Raw genomic sequence first — 14,551 nt, 5'->3', positions numbered from 1 at the left:
GCTACCGCTGTCCAAATGGGGCAGCAGTGACCTCGCCTCCGTTGCCATCGGCGACGGGGGCGAGGTTGTTCGAATCCTAACGACTATTCGTCAAAGGAACCGTCTTCGTCCTGAGCTTCCACCTCACCGTTCGCTTCGGCGATCAGCCTTTCGTAATTCGCAACATCTTCGTCAGTAGCGTTTTCGATCATGGTTGAGTTCTCGGACGAACAACCAATCGCAAACAGCGGAACACAGACAAGCAGAGCAAAAACAAATCGTGTCATAATGTGACCTCGGGAAAAATTGTGAATGTCGGAATAGCAGCGGTGATCGATGGCCGTTCACTCGAACAACCGGCTAGGATCTAGATGTCCTCATCGATCACTTCGGAATTTGCCCGAGTACCGAGAGCTCCCCAAAGTCCGAACGGGCTTTGGGAACCTGGAACGGTAGGAGGGCTACCGTGGTATCCGATTTGTGTCGCTGTTTTGTTTCCAGCTTCAATCGAATCGGTGATGAACTTGACCGCCCCGTCGCCCATCAACACGTGAGCACCACCTTGGTGACGACTCGATGGGGGAAGCACGTTGTCGTTGTGAGCTCGTCCACCGGAACACATCGCCGAATTTGGTGGCAAAACAGTGTGAACCTGACTGAACACGGTATAGCAATCGTGCCAACGGTACCCGCGTGCTTCGGTGGCGTTTGCCGACGACGAAGCAGCCTGGATCCAGAAACGAGGACGCAAGGGATCCAAGAACTGCTCGCCCCAAGATGGATTTTTGCGACACTCGTTACGCCCGCTGCCGGCCAGGTCCGAATAAGCACCAGAGCGTGGCAGGTTGGTACGGGCATCGCCATCACCCAAGTCCGAAGCGATCTCGCCACACATGATGGTGTTGGAAAGTCCGTCCAAACAATCGCGGAACTTCATGTCTCGTGCCAACACGAACATGCCGCGGTGACAGATTCTTGACCGAATCGACTGCGTGTTTTCTTGACTGTAAGGAATCGTTGCACCGGCGGAGACTTCGTCAACGTCCAAGAACGGGTCCCGCGTAAACACCGACGAGTCACCATGACACGATGCGTAATTCGTACGCCCGAGTGCAGGCAGACCTCGGCCAGGATCGCTGGGGCAACGAAATGTCTGGATCTCGGTCACGTAGGGACCGTATTCAATCCGGCTAACGCCCGGTCCCATTGCTTGCCACGGTGGCGTCCGAGTCGTTCCGTTGGCGTTCACGCCAAGCGGGTTGCTGATCTGCTCCCAAATCGCCTGTTGTTCAATGAAGGGAAGCACGCTGACCAAAAATGACAGCCGGCGGTTGACCGTGACAAGGTCGTTTTGTTTATCCCACATGTCGCGACCAGCAATATCATCGGTGCCCGTACCAGATGTTGGAAGCTGCTTGTACGCCGAGTGGTAATTGTGGATCCCCAAGCCAATTTGCTTAAAATTGTTGCTACAGCTCATACGGCGAGCTGCCTCTCGAGCGGCCTGAACGGCAGGCAACAACAGCCCCACCAATACACCGATGATGGCAATCACCACCAGCAGTTCGACCAAAGTGAACGCGGCTTGTTTGCGTTTCATCTGAAAACTCCGAAATAGAACACAAGAAAAGAAACCGTGACTCGGGCCGCTGATCTAACACAGCGACTCTCTTACGGGGTATTACCCGGCATCTCCTAATTTCTTCGCGCTCGATTTTTGAAAAAACACGGAATTTTTTCTTAAAGACCAGAACTATTTCGAAAAACCGAGCAGAAAGAACGCGAAACAATTGGCGATCGCCGGGTAACTACTTGCACGGATGTGTCACGATCGTGCTAAGCTATGGCACTTTCGTGCTAATTGAACGCGTTCACATTGGCGGCGGACCGAATCATCGAAAACAAGATTTCTCAAGACGAATTCGTTCGGCTGCTGGCTGCGCATTCGAGTCAGATCATGTCATTTGCGCGAGTCATTTCGATGAATCAAGTGGATGACGCCGACGAGGTTTTTCAGCGAACGTGCATGGTGCTGTGGCAAAAGTTCAATCAGTTCGACAGAGGTGGGAACTTCGCGGCCTGGGCTTGCCGAATCGCGCACTTCGAACTCTTGAAATATCGAGAATCCAAGAACAAAATTCGAATACTTAGCGACGAGACCATCGAGCAGTTGGCGGTGGCTGCTGTGCCGATATCGGCCGAGGTCAATGAGCGACGAACAGCGCTTGCAAATTGTATGAAAAAACTTCCGGCTGCGGATCACGATCTGATTCACCAGAGATATTTTGAGTCGTTGAGTGTCAGTGAGATTGCCCGTCGCGTTGACCGTTCGACTCATGCAATTTACCGAGAACTAAGCCGTGTCCACGGCCTACTGTCCAGATGTGTTGACCGCTCTGTGAGCGAGGGAACCCAATGAGCCCTGAAGCAAACAATCTTCAAGATCTGCGCTTCCTGATCCTGAAGTTACTTTCCGAACCACTCAGCGATGCCGAGATCGAAAAACTCAATGCTTTGATCCAATCGGACGGCGGCGCGAACGAAGCTGCGGCTTTGATTGATCAGTTATGCGCCTTTACCGATTCTGGGAACCTAGACTCAATGGCGATGGCCGAGGTTCTATCGGAGGCCATGGCCTACGAATCCCCGACCGGAACCCTGTCCCGAAGCTCTGCACGAAACGAAACGCTATCCTGTGACCTTGACGACCCACTCGATCGCCCGTCCGTCGGATGGATGAAAAGCCCATGGCTATTGGCACTTGTGGCTAGCAACTTGCTGATCGCTTCGTTGGTGTGGTCCAGCGCAAAGCAGTGGCTTGCACAAAGACCGCCAGCTGAAATCGGTGTGCCGGCGATATCACCACAATTGGTTTCGATGACCGCATGCATTTGGAGCTCTTCGAGTGAGTCGGATCCAACCGTAGGTTCCTCCATTAAGCACGGCGAGAACCTGGAACTGATGGAGGGCATTGCCGAGATCCGAATCGGTGAAGGAACGCCTGGCGAAGCACTGGTACGACTTGAGGGTCCGGCTGGGATTTTCATTCGAGGTGACGGCCAACTTGAACTGCGTCACGGGATCTTGACGGCAAAATCGCTCGGTACCGGCAGCGGGAACATGATGGTCGATGGCCCCATTGGTGAAGTTTCAATCGATGGTCAAAGTTCAATCGGTTTGGTGTCCAACGGCATGCAAAGCGAACTGCACGTCTTCACGGGTCGTGCCTTGGTGAAGCCTCTGGCGGTGTCGACTTCTCATGAACTCTGCTTGGTTGATGGCGAGGCCGTTCGGTTTTCTCCGCAACCCAACGGCGATCACTTAGCGATCATGTTCGAAGCGTCGCTGTCTAGTTTTGTGTCGGCTCGTTCTTCCGCGTTCGACCCGCTTAATTTGGATAAAAAATACGCTGAAACAGTGCTAGAGTCCAAGCCGAGCGTCTACTGGCGGTTTGAAGAAATCAGCGGCGAACCGCCCTACCACGTCGCAAACGAAGGCAGCGCGGACAACATGGACGCTGTCTTGATTGGCGAGCCCGGCTGGCGACAGTACGGCGAAAACCAAGTCTGCGAACTGGGGCGACTCGGAAGCTCTTCCGGTTTTCACAGCTCCGGCCTATGGCCAGCTAAACCACTTGACCAGTACACGATCGAAATGTGGGTAAAGCCGGAACTGTACCATCACGGCGAATTGCTCTGCATGCACGAAAGAGTTCAGGAAGAAGACGGACGGTATCCACACACCGTCATCCTAGAGACGCTCGCTCAACACTGGAAGAACGACCTCGAAGGGCTTCGCCCCAACACGTTGCGATTTGTCCATCGGACACCCGCATCAGGCGTCGTTTTGGAAGGCAGCAACGTCGTCGCAAGCAGACCGTATAAAGTTCGAGTTTGGCAACACATCGCCGCAGTCAAAAAAGGCGAACGTATTTCGGTGTGGCTCGATGGGCGTTTAACTGCGGAGCATTCTGATGTCAGTGTGCTCAACAACAATATGCAGATTGTGATCGGCCAGCTCTATCTATCGCGAGCCGAACGGCGATTCGTTGGCCAGATCGACGAGGTCGCGATCTATGACCGAAGCCTTTCGCCCAAAGAACTTCGAAGCCACATCAAAGCCGCCGGGCGACTAGTCGATGTTGGCGATTCAGAAACGACATCGAAGTAGCGACGGATGATTAGTTGGTCAAGTGATCAGCAACAGGCGATCAGCATTGAGTGATTAGCGTGGCGTAAAATCCTTGACGCGCGTGATGTGCATCAACACAATGGCGGGCTTCGACGGCATCGCCAAACCGATGTTGTCCAGTGTTCCCACCCGAGCGCTCGCGATACTTCATTGCGTTCCCACCCTCGTCAAGCCCCACAACTTTTTATGCAGGTGCTAAAGAAGCAGGACTGGTTCCACGCGGACGGGTTTCCGATCGTCGTGGAACGGCGTGATCCGCAGGAACCGTTCGGGCTTCACTCCCACGAGTTCTCGGAAATCGTCATCATTACCGGCGGCAAGGGGGAACACATCACCGGCGAGGATTCTTACGAACTTGTCGCCGGCGACACCTTTGTCATCGGGCCTTCGCGTCCCCATGACTATTTGAACATGGACCAGTTGCGTCTGATCAACGTCTTGTTCGACGGAAACGAGTTGCCGATGACGCTAAGCGATTTGCCATCGCTGCCTGGGTATCACGCACTGTTCACGCTGGAACCTGCTTGGCGCAAACGCCACGGTTTTAACAGTCGCTTGCAACTCTCGCCCCCGGAACTTGTCCAGGCAATTCGGCTTGCCGATCAACTGGAACAAGAACTGGCCGAGCGGGACGCGGGATTTGGAGTGATGGCTACGACGGCGTTCTTGCAGTTAGCAACCTTTCTGTCGCGGTGCTACAGCCAATCACGCAGTCCGCAAAGCAAATCGTTGCTTCGAATTGCCGAGACGATTGCCCAGATTGAACGTCACTACTCGGATCCGATCACGCTCGACGAGCTGGTTGAAATGTCAGGCATGTCGCGCCGAAATTTTCTGCGGACGTTCGAGGCGACGATGGGCTGCCCACCAATCGCCTACCTGATTCGACTGAGACTTCGACAAGCCTGCAAACTGCTTGCCCAAACCGACAAGAGCATCACTGATATCGCGATGTCCGTCGGATTCGCAGACAGCAACTATTTTAGTCGACAATTCAAAATCCTGATCGGATCGTCACCACGCGACTATCGCAAACACAACCTCAACTCCTCTGCCCACGGCAGCATCAACGACTGACGGTCGCGGATTCGCTTGAGTCCACGCGACCGAACGTTGATTCGTGTTACCAACATCGAAGCGTTACGCGCACGCTCGGATAGCGGCGGCAACGAGTGCGGCGTTAGCAGACGCACCGACGGATTCATGGTTTGCGTTCAAAATGCATGCCGCGATGCAATGGATGCTTCCGAGTCCTTCGCCATCCCCCTCGCTCGAGAATCCTCGCTGGCGGACCGCGAACCGTCTATATTGCTGGGATTCGCTTGAGTCCGTCTTGCGTACTCGACCAAGAAAAATGCCTCCATAACCCGCCTAACTTTTGCAGATCGATCCTATGAAGCACTTCATCTCTCTCGCGATCCTGCTCGCCGCCTCGACCGTGCACGCCGACGAACTGCTATTTCCGAACGCCGACTTCGAATCCGGTACACTCGAAGGTTGGACGGTCGAAGGCGACGCATTTAGAGTCCAGCCGACCAAAGGCGACAACACAGCAGCTCGCAATCGTGAACCAGCCAACATGCAAGGAACATGGTGGATTGGCGGATACGAGAAGTACAACGGCAAAGAAGGCAAGCCTGGCGAGACCGCTGGCGACAGCCTTACCGGCACGTTGACCTCGCGAGAGTTCACCATCGAACGACCCTACATCACCTTTCGCGTTGGCGCGGGACACCTGCCCGGTAAAGTCGGTGTGAACCTGTTGGTCGACGGCAAGGTAATCGAGTTGGCGACTGGCGTTGACGACGAATCGATGGTCATGCACAGCAGCGATGTGAAGGCCTACGTTGGCAAGTCGGCTCAGTTGCAAATCTTTGACAACGCAACCGGCGGCTGGGGCCACATCAATGCCGACGATTTTCGTGGCACCGAAAAACCTTCGCCCGATACCACAAAAGAATTTGCGTTTACCGGCGACATCTCAGCTACGGCTTATCCCGATGTTGGATACGACCAACCCAATCGGCCGCAGTTTCATTTCATGTCGAAAAAGAACTGGCTAAACGATCCCAACGGAATGGTCTATGACGGCAAGAACTATCACTTGTTCTTCCAACACAATCCCAAAGGAACCGATTGGGGCAACATGACATGGGGCCACGCCACCAGCCCAGACATGGTCCATTGGACTCAACTTGACCACGCACTTTTGCCATACAGAGTCGATCGCCAGGCAGGCACTGTATTCTCAGGGACGGCGGTGATCGACCACAACAACAGTCTGGGCAAACAAGTCGGCGACACCAAGACCATGTGTGCCTTCTATACCTTTGCCGGCAAGCCCGCGTTCTATCAAGCCATGGCCTACAGCACCGACAGCGGTGCATCGTGGACCTATTGGAACGAAGGTCGCGCAGTGGTCGAAAACCAAGGCTTTGACAACGGTGAACGCGACCCCAAAGTCTTCTGGCACGAACCGTCGCAGCATTGGGTGATGGCGCTCTGGGTCGGTGAAAAACCTGGCCGAGTTCGTTGGTTCACGTCAAAGAACTTGGTCGACTGGGAATTTGCTTCAGACTTGATGCGAGATTGGGCGTTTGAATGCATGGATGTTGTTTTCTTGCCAGTCGATGGTGACGAAAACAACATGAAGTGCCTGATTTATGATGCAAGTTTCGACTACGAAATTGGCACGTTTGATGGCAAAGAATTTAAAACGGAAACCGAAGCGTTGCAGATCGGTCGCGGTAACTTCTACGCGGCCCAGACTTTCAACCAAGCCCCCAACGGCCGAGTTGTTCAAATCGGTTGGATGCGAGGAGGCCCTAACGCGGCGGAAACGTTCGACGTTCCGCATAACCAACAGATGGCGTTCCCTTGTGATCTGAGTCTGAAAACGACAGACGATGGAGTGCGATTGTTTGTGTCGCCGATTTCCGAAATCGATTCGCTCGTCAGCAAGACGCACGACTTGGGTCAGGTAAAACTCTCCGACGGAATCAACGCGCTCAGTGGCATCCAAAATCTGGATCTCGTTGATTTGGAAGTCACATTCAGCCCGGGCAATGCGTCGGAAGTTGTGTTCGACCTGCCGCGTGTATCTGTACGCTACGACGTCAAGAAACAGGTCCTGAATCACACGGGAGTCAACGACAAGGGCGAATCAGAGTTGCAAATATGCATTGATAAACTGAGTTCCAAACAAGGCAAGGTCTCGTTAAGACTGCTAGTGGATCGGCTAACCGTCGAAGCCTTCGCGTTTGACGGCCAGAACTTTGGCGCGCACTACATTCACCCAAACCACGGACCGAAAACGATGTCGATCCATTCGGTTGGCGGTGACGCGCTGATTCACGACCTAAAGATTCGTGAACTCAAATCGACATGGAAAAACTAAGAAACATTCCAGTTTCATTGGTAGTTGCCGGATCCAGCAAGAGTCCGGATAGCGAGAACGAACGAATCCTGTTGGGGGACTGCCCCGTCAGTTCAAACGTTCAAACCGCGAAACGATATACTACGAGATCGATTCATATCGCCGCTGGCAGCACGCGAAACACCGCCTCCCGATCACAAAACAATCCATGACGCATCACTCATCACGACGATCCGCTTTGAAGTCTCTTGCTGCGGCGTCAACGTTTCCGTTGTGGAATTCCCTTGCTCGCGGTCGAGATAGCCAACAAACACTACCGCCAGTTCGTACGATCACCGGCGGCCCAAAGCATCACTGGTTCGGGTACTACGACAAACTCGAATTTGACCCGACCAACCGGTTCGTGTTGTCAAACGAAGTTGACTTCGAAGGCCGAACGCCCCGCGCTGATGACGAAATTCGCGTTGGCATGATCGATACGGGCGATCACGACAAATGGATTGAATTGGGCAACACGACTGCTTGGGGTTGGCAACAAGGATGCATGTTGCAGTGGCGTCCGATGTCCGATTCGGAAGTGGTTTGGAACGATCGCGACGGTGACAAGTACGTCTGCCGAGTGATGAACGTAAAAACTCGCAAGATGCGTACGCTGCCGCGCCCCGTCTATGCATTAAGCCCAGACGGCAAGTGGGCGATCACGGCCGACTTTGCACGGATTCAGCGCATGCGTCCCGGATACGGATACGTTGGGCTCAGCGGAGCGTATCCCCAACAGCGCGCACCGGAGGACTCGGGTGTCTGGAAGATGAACCTCGAGACAGGTGAATCGGAGCTGATCTTCTCGCTCGCCGATGCAGCACGGATCGATCATCTCGGCCAACCGCTCGCTGACAAATGGAACTACTTCAATCACTTGCTGATCAGCCCCGACAGCAATCGCTTCATCGTGCTGCATCGTTGGCGTGACAGCACCGGGGACGGACCGGATGCCGAACCAACAGGACGCTTCACGACCAGGATGTTCACGGTCAACATGGACGGATCACAGCGTTTCATCCTCGATCCATCTGGCTACACCTCTCACTTCATTTGGCGAGACTCCGATCATGTCTGTGCATGGACACGTCCGGCCGGAAAGAAGGATGCGTTCTACGTCTTTAAGGATCAAACCGACGAGGTCGAGATTGTTGGCGAGGGCGTGATGACTCTCAACGGCCACAACACTTACGTTCCCAACACCGACAACGAATGGATCCTCAACGACACCTATCCCGACAACAGGACACGCAACCAACACCCTTATCTTTTTCACGTGCCGACGGGCCGCCGAGTTGAACTGGGTGGCTTTCATTCGCCGCCGCAATACACCGGTGAGTGGCGGTGCGACACGCACCCGCGCAGCAGCAACGATGGCAAGCTCGTCGCGATCGACTCGCCCCACTCAGGCGAAGGTCGCCAACTGCATCTGATCGACATCAGCGAAATCGTTGCGTCGGAGTAGTTGCCAGTCTTCTTAGCAAAGTTCGCTGAGACTGCTACCAATGCAACAGAAACGCTGCTCGTAAAACACCTCGCATCGGTGCGGAAGAATTTTCTCGCGAAAGATGCTAGAATTACGATCAGTCCGGCAGAATCCAATGCAATCGTGCGACTGGCCCCGGTTTTTTGGTGTTTGGCCAATGTGAATTGTCAGCGAATTCACTTTCTCGTTTTTTTGGCGCATCAATTGCTAGCGATTAGTGCGGGCAACGATTTTTCACTCTCGAGCGACCACGGCAAACCGCCTTTGCCGTCGTGCGGCGCTCGAGTCGGTACGTGCGAGCGTGATCAGACGTGCAAGCGTGATCACTCGATAATGGGATCAATAGACCATGACGATTGCGTCCACTAGCACCGAAACCATTTCAAACGAATCAACGGATACCGAATCAAACATGGGCCTCCTGAATCGCGAAGAACCACTTAAAATTTGTCTAATTAGTTTGCATGGTCTGATTCGAGGCGAAGACGCTGAGCTCGGTTGTGACGCAGACACCGGCGGTCAAGTCAAATACGTACTCGAACTGGCACGTGAACTTGCCAAACATCCGCACGTGCGTGAAGTCGAACTGCTGACCCGCCAAATCATTGATCCCAAAGTTTCGTCGGACTACGCCAAGCTCGACGAGCAGATCTCCGAGAACGCAAAGATCGTACGCATTCCTTTTGGCCCCAAACGCTACCTAAAAAAGGAAGCTCTGTGGCCATACATGGAGATGTTCGTCGACCAAACTCTTGCTCATTTTCGCCGCAACGGGTTGCCCGACATCATTCATGGCCATTACGCGGACGCCGGATTGGCGGGCGCTCAATTGGCTCGTTTGTTGCATGTCCCCTACATCTTCACCGGCCACTCGTTAGGGCGAGTCAAACGTGAACGACTGTTGTTGGGCAAAGCGAACCCGGACGCCCTCGAAAGAAAATACAAGTTCTCCCTTCGCAACGAAGCCGAAGAGATCGCGTTAGAAACCGCGTCGATGGTTGTCACTAGCACCAGCCAAGAAGTCACCGATCAATACGAACACTACGATCATTACCAACCATCACGGATGGAGGTGATTCCACCGGGCGTCGATCTGACAAATTTTTCGCCACCGGCTGACGACTTCGTTGAACCGCCAATTGCAAGAGAAGTGAATCGGTTTCTGCGGGAGCCGAACAAGCCGATGATCCTGACACTGGCTCGTCCAGACGAACGCAAGAATTTGGAGAAACTTGTTCAGGTTTACGGCGAAAGTGAGCAGTTGCGCGAGGCCGCCAACTTGGTGATGATCATGGGTATGCGCGACGACCTTCGCGAACTTCCCAAATCGCAGCAACAGGTCGTCAACAACGTGTTGTACTTGATCGATAAGTACGACCTGTACGGCAAAGTTGCGTATCCGAAAACTCATACGCCAACCGACATCCCTGACCTTTATCGCCTCGCCGTGACGGGCAAAGGTGTCTTTATCAACCCAGCGCTCACTGAACCGTTCGGCCTAACACTGCTAGAAGCCGGTGCGACAGGTTTGCCGATTGTTGCCACCAATGATGGCGGGCCGCGTGACATCATTGGCAACTGCGATAACGGATTACTGGTTGATCCGATGAGCAGCGAAGAAATCGAACATGCGCTGTTGCGCACGTTGGATGATGCCGAGCAGTGGCAGAAATGGTCCGACAATGGCATCAAGGGAACGCGAAAACATTATTCGTGGAGCAAGCATGCCGAGCGTTATCTGCGTGACCTTGACGACATTCTCGAACACTCGACAAAGCCTGCCCTGGCCGACCGATCTCGCGAACGTCGGTTGCCAGAGTTTGATCGGCTAGTCATTACGGACTTGGACAATACTCTGACGGGAGATCCAGAAGCGCTGGCCGAGTTCAACGAACTGATTCGTGAAAACGACCACATCGGATTCGGAATCGCGACCGGTCGTCGCCTTGATAGCGCGATGGCATTGATCGACGAACTTGGACTTCCAAAACCCGACGTGATAGACACTGATGCTGGAACTCAGTTGCACTATGGTGCATCACTGACAGCGGACGGAAGTTGGCGAAAACAAATTGGTTTTGCGTGGCGACCGAACGATGTTGATTCCCTGTTGGTGAAATTACCGGGACTGTTCCGACAAACAGATGACAACCAGTCGGAGTTTAAGATCAGCTATGAAATTGATTTTGAGAAATCACCGAGCCTTGCGGACATCAAAAAGCTGCTTCGCGAAGCCGGATTGCGTGCTAAAGTTGTCTTATCGTTGGGAATGTATCTTGATGTTATCCCGGTCCGCGGCGGCAGTGATCTTTCCATGCGACATCTGCTGTGGAAATGGGGATTTTCGCCTGACAATGTGCTAGTCGCTGGCGATTCGGGTAACGATGCTGGGATGTTGCTCGGACGAACGCTGGGCGTGGTGGTTGGCAATTACAGCCCCGAATTGGAACGTCTGCGGAGCAAACCTCGAATCTATTTTGCCAACGGACACCATGCACGCGGTGTCATCGAAGGCATCCAGTACTACAACTTCTTAGAAAACATCGTGATTCCTAATGATCGAATCGAACCACCGACGAACGCCGAGTAATGGGGCTGTCGGTGCGCCGAATCCAATTCAATTAAAAGCCGAACTGTCACTCAAGCGTTTGCAGCCTCGCCTAGAAACGCTTTGGGCCGCCGAGCAGGCGGATGAAAAGTTGACGCACGAATTCGACGTGCGTCTTGCTGAGCATTGGCCCGAGCTTTTCGAGTTGTTGTTCGACCTGTACGGCAATCGCTACGACTTTTTCTACCATCTCGAACAAATCCTGCTGACCGCAGCGACGGCGTGGCTGCATCGTCCCGAGTCGCTTCGGAATCTCGACCGGCAACGCATTAATGAACCTGATTGGTTTTCGTCCGAGAAGGTTGTCGGCGGCGCGTTGTACGTGGATTTGTTCAGTGACAATCTTGGTCAGTTGCGAGAGTCCATTGGCTATTTCAAAGAGCTCGGACTGACGTATTTGCACCTGATGCCACTGTTCGCGGTTCGCCCGGGCGACAACGACGGCGGCTACGCGATCAGCAACTACCGAAGTGTTGATCCACGATTAGGAACAATCGACGACTTGCGACTGTTGGCCGATGAACTGCGAGCCGCCGGCATCACGCTGGTCCTCGACTTTGTATTCAATCATACGTCGGATGATCACCTATGGGCTCAATCGGCGCAAGCGGGAATCCAAGAGTACCAGGACTTCTATTACATTTTTCCCGATCGACGAATTCCAGACCAGTACGAGAAAACGCTGCGAGAAATCTTCCCGACCGTGCGACGTGGCAACTTCACGTGGCACGATGGAATGGAGCAGTGGGTTTGGACGACGTTCAACAGTTTCCAGTGGGATTTGAACTACAGCAATCCGTCGGTCTTTCGTGCCATGCTGGAAGAAATGTTCTTCATCGCCGACACGGGCGTCGATGCGCTACGGCTCGACGCAGTCGCCTTTATCTGGAAAGAGATGGGGACGAGCTGCGAGAATTTGCCGAAAGCTCACCTGTTGATTCGAGCGTTTAACAAACTAGCGCGGATCGCAACGCCAAGTCTGTTGTTCAAGTCCGAGGCGATCGTGCACCCGGACGATGTTGTAAAATACATCAGTGATGAAGAATGCCAGATTTCGTACAACCCAACCTTGATGGCACTGTTGTGGGAATCCCTGGCGACTCGAAAAGTCGACTTGCTAGTCCGCTCGCTTAGCCATCGGCACGAGCTGCCAAAACAAACCGCTTGGGTCAACTACCTTCGATGCCATGATGATATCGGTTGGACGTTCGACGACGCGGACGCGGCGGCGCTGGGCATCAATGCTTACGATCATCGTCAGTTTTTGAATCGGTTTTATACGGGTCAGTTTCCAAATTCGTTTGCCCGTGGCGTCCCGTTTCAAGAGAACATTGAAACCGGCGACATGCGCATCGCCGGTACGCTCGCCTCGCTGGCGGGACTCGAACTGGCGATTGAACAGGATTCGCCCGAGCAGCGTGATTTGGCCTTGCGCCGAATGCTGTTGCTGCAGAACATCACGCTAAGCATCGGCGGCATCCCGTTGATCTATTTGGGCGAAGAATGGGGAATGCTCAACGACTACGACTTTGTGATGGATCCGGCCAAGGCTGGCGACACTCGCTGGGTTCATCGTCCAAAAATGCAGTGGGAATTTCTCAAGGACCTTGGCGACGACGTAGGGTCTCGCGACGGTTCGATACGCAAGTCAATCTTTCGTTCGTTGCAGCGAATGATCAGCGTCCGCAAGTCGCTGCCCGCGTTATCCGGACAAGCCATGGAGCTAGTGTCGACCGGCAATCCGCATGTTCTGTGCTTCTTGAGATACCACGACGGGCACCGCTTGATCGTCGCCGCAAACTTCTCTGAGTTCCCGCAAACCCTCACCGGTAACGTCCTACGCACGGCCGGACTCGGACGGTTCTTCCAGGACGCCATCACCGGCGAAACCTTTCGAACCAGCGAAGACTTACACCTCCAACCGTACCAATACCTCTGGCTAAGTCGTGTCTAAATCGCACCCCATCGTCGTACTCGCAACCGACATGGACGGAACGTTCATTCCACTCGATGGAAACGAACAGAACCGCTTGGATTTGCACGAACTTCAATTGGAACTTGATCGCAACCACATTGCATTAATGTACGTGACCGGCCGACACCTCGAACTTGTACTCGACGCGGTCCGTTCCCATGGCCTTCCGTCGCCGCCTTGGATGATCTGCGATGTCGGTGCATCAATCTATCAATCGGGGGATGCTGGCAAGTACGTTTTGGTCCAGGGGTACACCGATCACTTGGGACAATTGGTAGGCAATCATGACCGAAACCGAATCGTGCAATCGCTTGATCAGTTTGGCAACCTAGAACTGCAAGAAGACGAAAAGCAGTCACGATACAAGATCAGCTACTACTGTGACGCCGCGACCTTGAACAAGTTGGTCACTGCGATCAAAGATCAACTCAGCCACGACCAGGCTCCCTACCGTGTCATCGACAGCATTGACCCGTTCACTGGCCGCGGCCTAATCGACTTGTTGCCGACGGGAGTCTCAAAGGCGTACGCGTTGCAGTGGTGGGCCAGTCATACCGGTACTGACCAAGCCTCCATCACGTTTGCGGGCGATTCAGGAAACGACCTCGCCGCCTTAACCGCAGGGTACTGCAGCATCGTCGTCGGAAACGCCGACGAGTCCGTTGCAGCCGAAGTTCGCCGCGTCCACGATTCCGCAGGGTGGACAAACCGATTGATCATCGCAAAAGCCCATGCAACGAGCGGTGTCCTCGAAGGGTTAAGATGTTTCGTAAGATAGCAGTCTCAACAAACTCGCCTCTGTCCTTACGAACCGGATACTAGGTCGAATCGCGCCCACTTTGAAAGCTTTGACGCTGACCGACGGCATTTTGGTCGGGTGAGAAATAAAGACACAAT

Annotated in this window: 10 protein-coding genes; 8 read left to right on the top strand and 2 right to left on the bottom strand. The window is 53.8% G+C overall.

The window, feature by feature from the left end:
• Nucleotides 1-83 precede the first annotated feature (83 nt).
• Together Poly59_RS15630 and Poly59_RS15625 are read right to left on the bottom strand one after the other, a co-directional pair.
• Entirely contained in the window at nucleotides 84-266 is a 183-nt protein-coding gene (locus tag Poly59_RS15630) for a hypothetical protein (RefSeq protein ID WP_146535016.1), read from the bottom strand.
• Nucleotides 267-346: 80 nt separating this feature from the next.
• Nucleotides 347-1,579 carry a DUF1559 domain-containing protein gene (locus tag Poly59_RS15625; protein ID WP_146535015.1) on the bottom strand — a complete coding sequence of 411 codons (1,233 nt, stop codon included), beginning with the start codon at nucleotides 1,577-1,579 and terminating at the stop codon, nucleotides 347-349.
• A gap of 261 nt (nucleotides 1,580-1,840) precedes the next feature.
• Here Poly59_RS15625 and Poly59_RS15620 point away from each other — a divergent pair, with 261 nt between their 5' ends.
• From Poly59_RS15620 to Poly59_RS15585, 8 genes are all read left to right on the top strand, one after another.
• Nucleotides 1,841-2,398: a sigma-70 family RNA polymerase sigma factor gene (locus tag Poly59_RS15620; protein ID WP_315852597.1), complete on the top strand. Its 558-nt coding sequence runs from the start codon at nucleotides 1,841-1,843 to the stop codon at nucleotides 2,396-2,398.
• A complete protein-coding gene (locus Poly59_RS15615) occupies nucleotides 2,395-4,149 on the top strand; it encodes a LamG domain-containing protein (protein ID WP_146535013.1) in 1,755 nt (584 codons plus the stop codon). The genes Poly59_RS15620 and Poly59_RS15615 overlap by 4 nt, the downstream gene beginning before the upstream one ends.
• 207 nt (nucleotides 4,150-4,356) lie before the next feature.
• Nucleotides 4,357-5,247, top strand: a complete 891-nt coding sequence (locus tag Poly59_RS15610; protein WP_146535327.1) for a helix-turn-helix domain-containing protein — start codon at nucleotides 4,357-4,359, stop codon at nucleotides 5,245-5,247.
• A 316-nt stretch (nucleotides 5,248-5,563) separates the two neighbouring features.
• On the top strand, nucleotides 5,564-7,567 hold the full coding sequence (locus Poly59_RS15605; protein WP_146535012.1) for a glycoside hydrolase family 32 protein: 2,004 nt from the start codon (nucleotides 5,564-5,566) through the stop codon (nucleotides 7,565-7,567).
• A 217-nt stretch (nucleotides 7,568-7,784) separates the two neighbouring features.
• On the top strand, nucleotides 7,785-9,050 hold the full coding sequence (locus Poly59_RS15600; RefSeq protein WP_246151682.1) for a hypothetical protein: 1,266 nt from the start codon (nucleotides 7,785-7,787) through the stop codon (nucleotides 9,048-9,050).
• A gap of 370 nt (nucleotides 9,051-9,420) precedes the next feature.
• Nucleotides 9,421-11,661 carry an HAD-IIB family hydrolase gene (locus tag Poly59_RS15595; protein WP_246151681.1) on the top strand — a complete coding sequence of 747 codons (2,241 nt, stop codon included), beginning with the start codon at nucleotides 9,421-9,423 and terminating at the stop codon, nucleotides 11,659-11,661.
• The gene (locus tag Poly59_RS15590) at nucleotides 11,627-13,633 is read left to right on the top strand and encodes an alpha-amylase family glycosyl hydrolase (RefSeq protein WP_146535010.1); all 2,007 of its coding nucleotides are present in this window, start codon (nucleotides 11,627-11,629) and stop codon (nucleotides 13,631-13,633) included. The genes Poly59_RS15595 and Poly59_RS15590 overlap by 35 nt, the downstream gene beginning before the upstream one ends.
• A complete protein-coding gene (locus tag Poly59_RS15585) occupies nucleotides 13,626-14,432 on the top strand; it encodes an HAD-IIB family hydrolase (RefSeq protein WP_146535009.1) in 807 nt (268 codons plus the stop codon). Before Poly59_RS15590 ends, Poly59_RS15585 begins: the two co-directional genes overlap by 8 nt.
• Nucleotides 14,433-14,551: the final 119 nt, after the last annotated feature.

The organism is Rubripirellula reticaptiva, assembly GCF_007860175.1.
Taxonomy (GTDB): Bacteria; Planctomycetota; Planctomycetia; order Pirellulales; family Pirellulaceae; genus Rubripirellula; species Rubripirellula reticaptiva.
The sequence above is the reverse complement of the archived record's forward strand: the minus strand, read 5'-3'. Positions and strand labels throughout refer to the sequence as shown.

What these genes read in the sequence shown, in the direction of transcription:
- Poly59_RS15625 (WP_146535015.1), bottom strand. Translation starts at nt 1,579, where the DNA reads ATGAAACGCAAACAAGCCGCGTTCACTTTGGTCGAACTGCTGGTGGTG.
- Poly59_RS15610 (WP_146535327.1), top strand. Translation starts at nt 4,357, where the DNA reads ATGCAGGTGCTAAAGAAGCAGGACTGGTTCCACGCGGACGGGTTTCCG.
- Poly59_RS15615 (WP_146535013.1), top strand. Translation starts at nt 2,395, where the DNA reads ATGAGCCCTGAAGCAAACAATCTTCAAGATCTGCGCTTCCTGATCCTG.
- Poly59_RS15605 (WP_146535012.1), top strand. Translation starts at nt 5,564, where the DNA reads ATGAAGCACTTCATCTCTCTCGCGATCCTGCTCGCCGCCTCGACCGTG.
- Poly59_RS15590 (WP_146535010.1), top strand. Translation starts at nt 11,627, where the DNA reads ATGATCGAATCGAACCACCGACGAACGCCGAGTAATGGGGCTGTCGGT.
- Poly59_RS15630 (WP_146535016.1), bottom strand. Translation starts at nt 266, where the DNA reads ATGACACGATTTGTTTTTGCTCTGCTTGTCTGTGTTCCGCTGTTTGCG.
- Poly59_RS15595 (WP_246151681.1), top strand. Translation starts at nt 9,421, where the DNA reads ATGACGATTGCGTCCACTAGCACCGAAACCATTTCAAACGAATCAACG.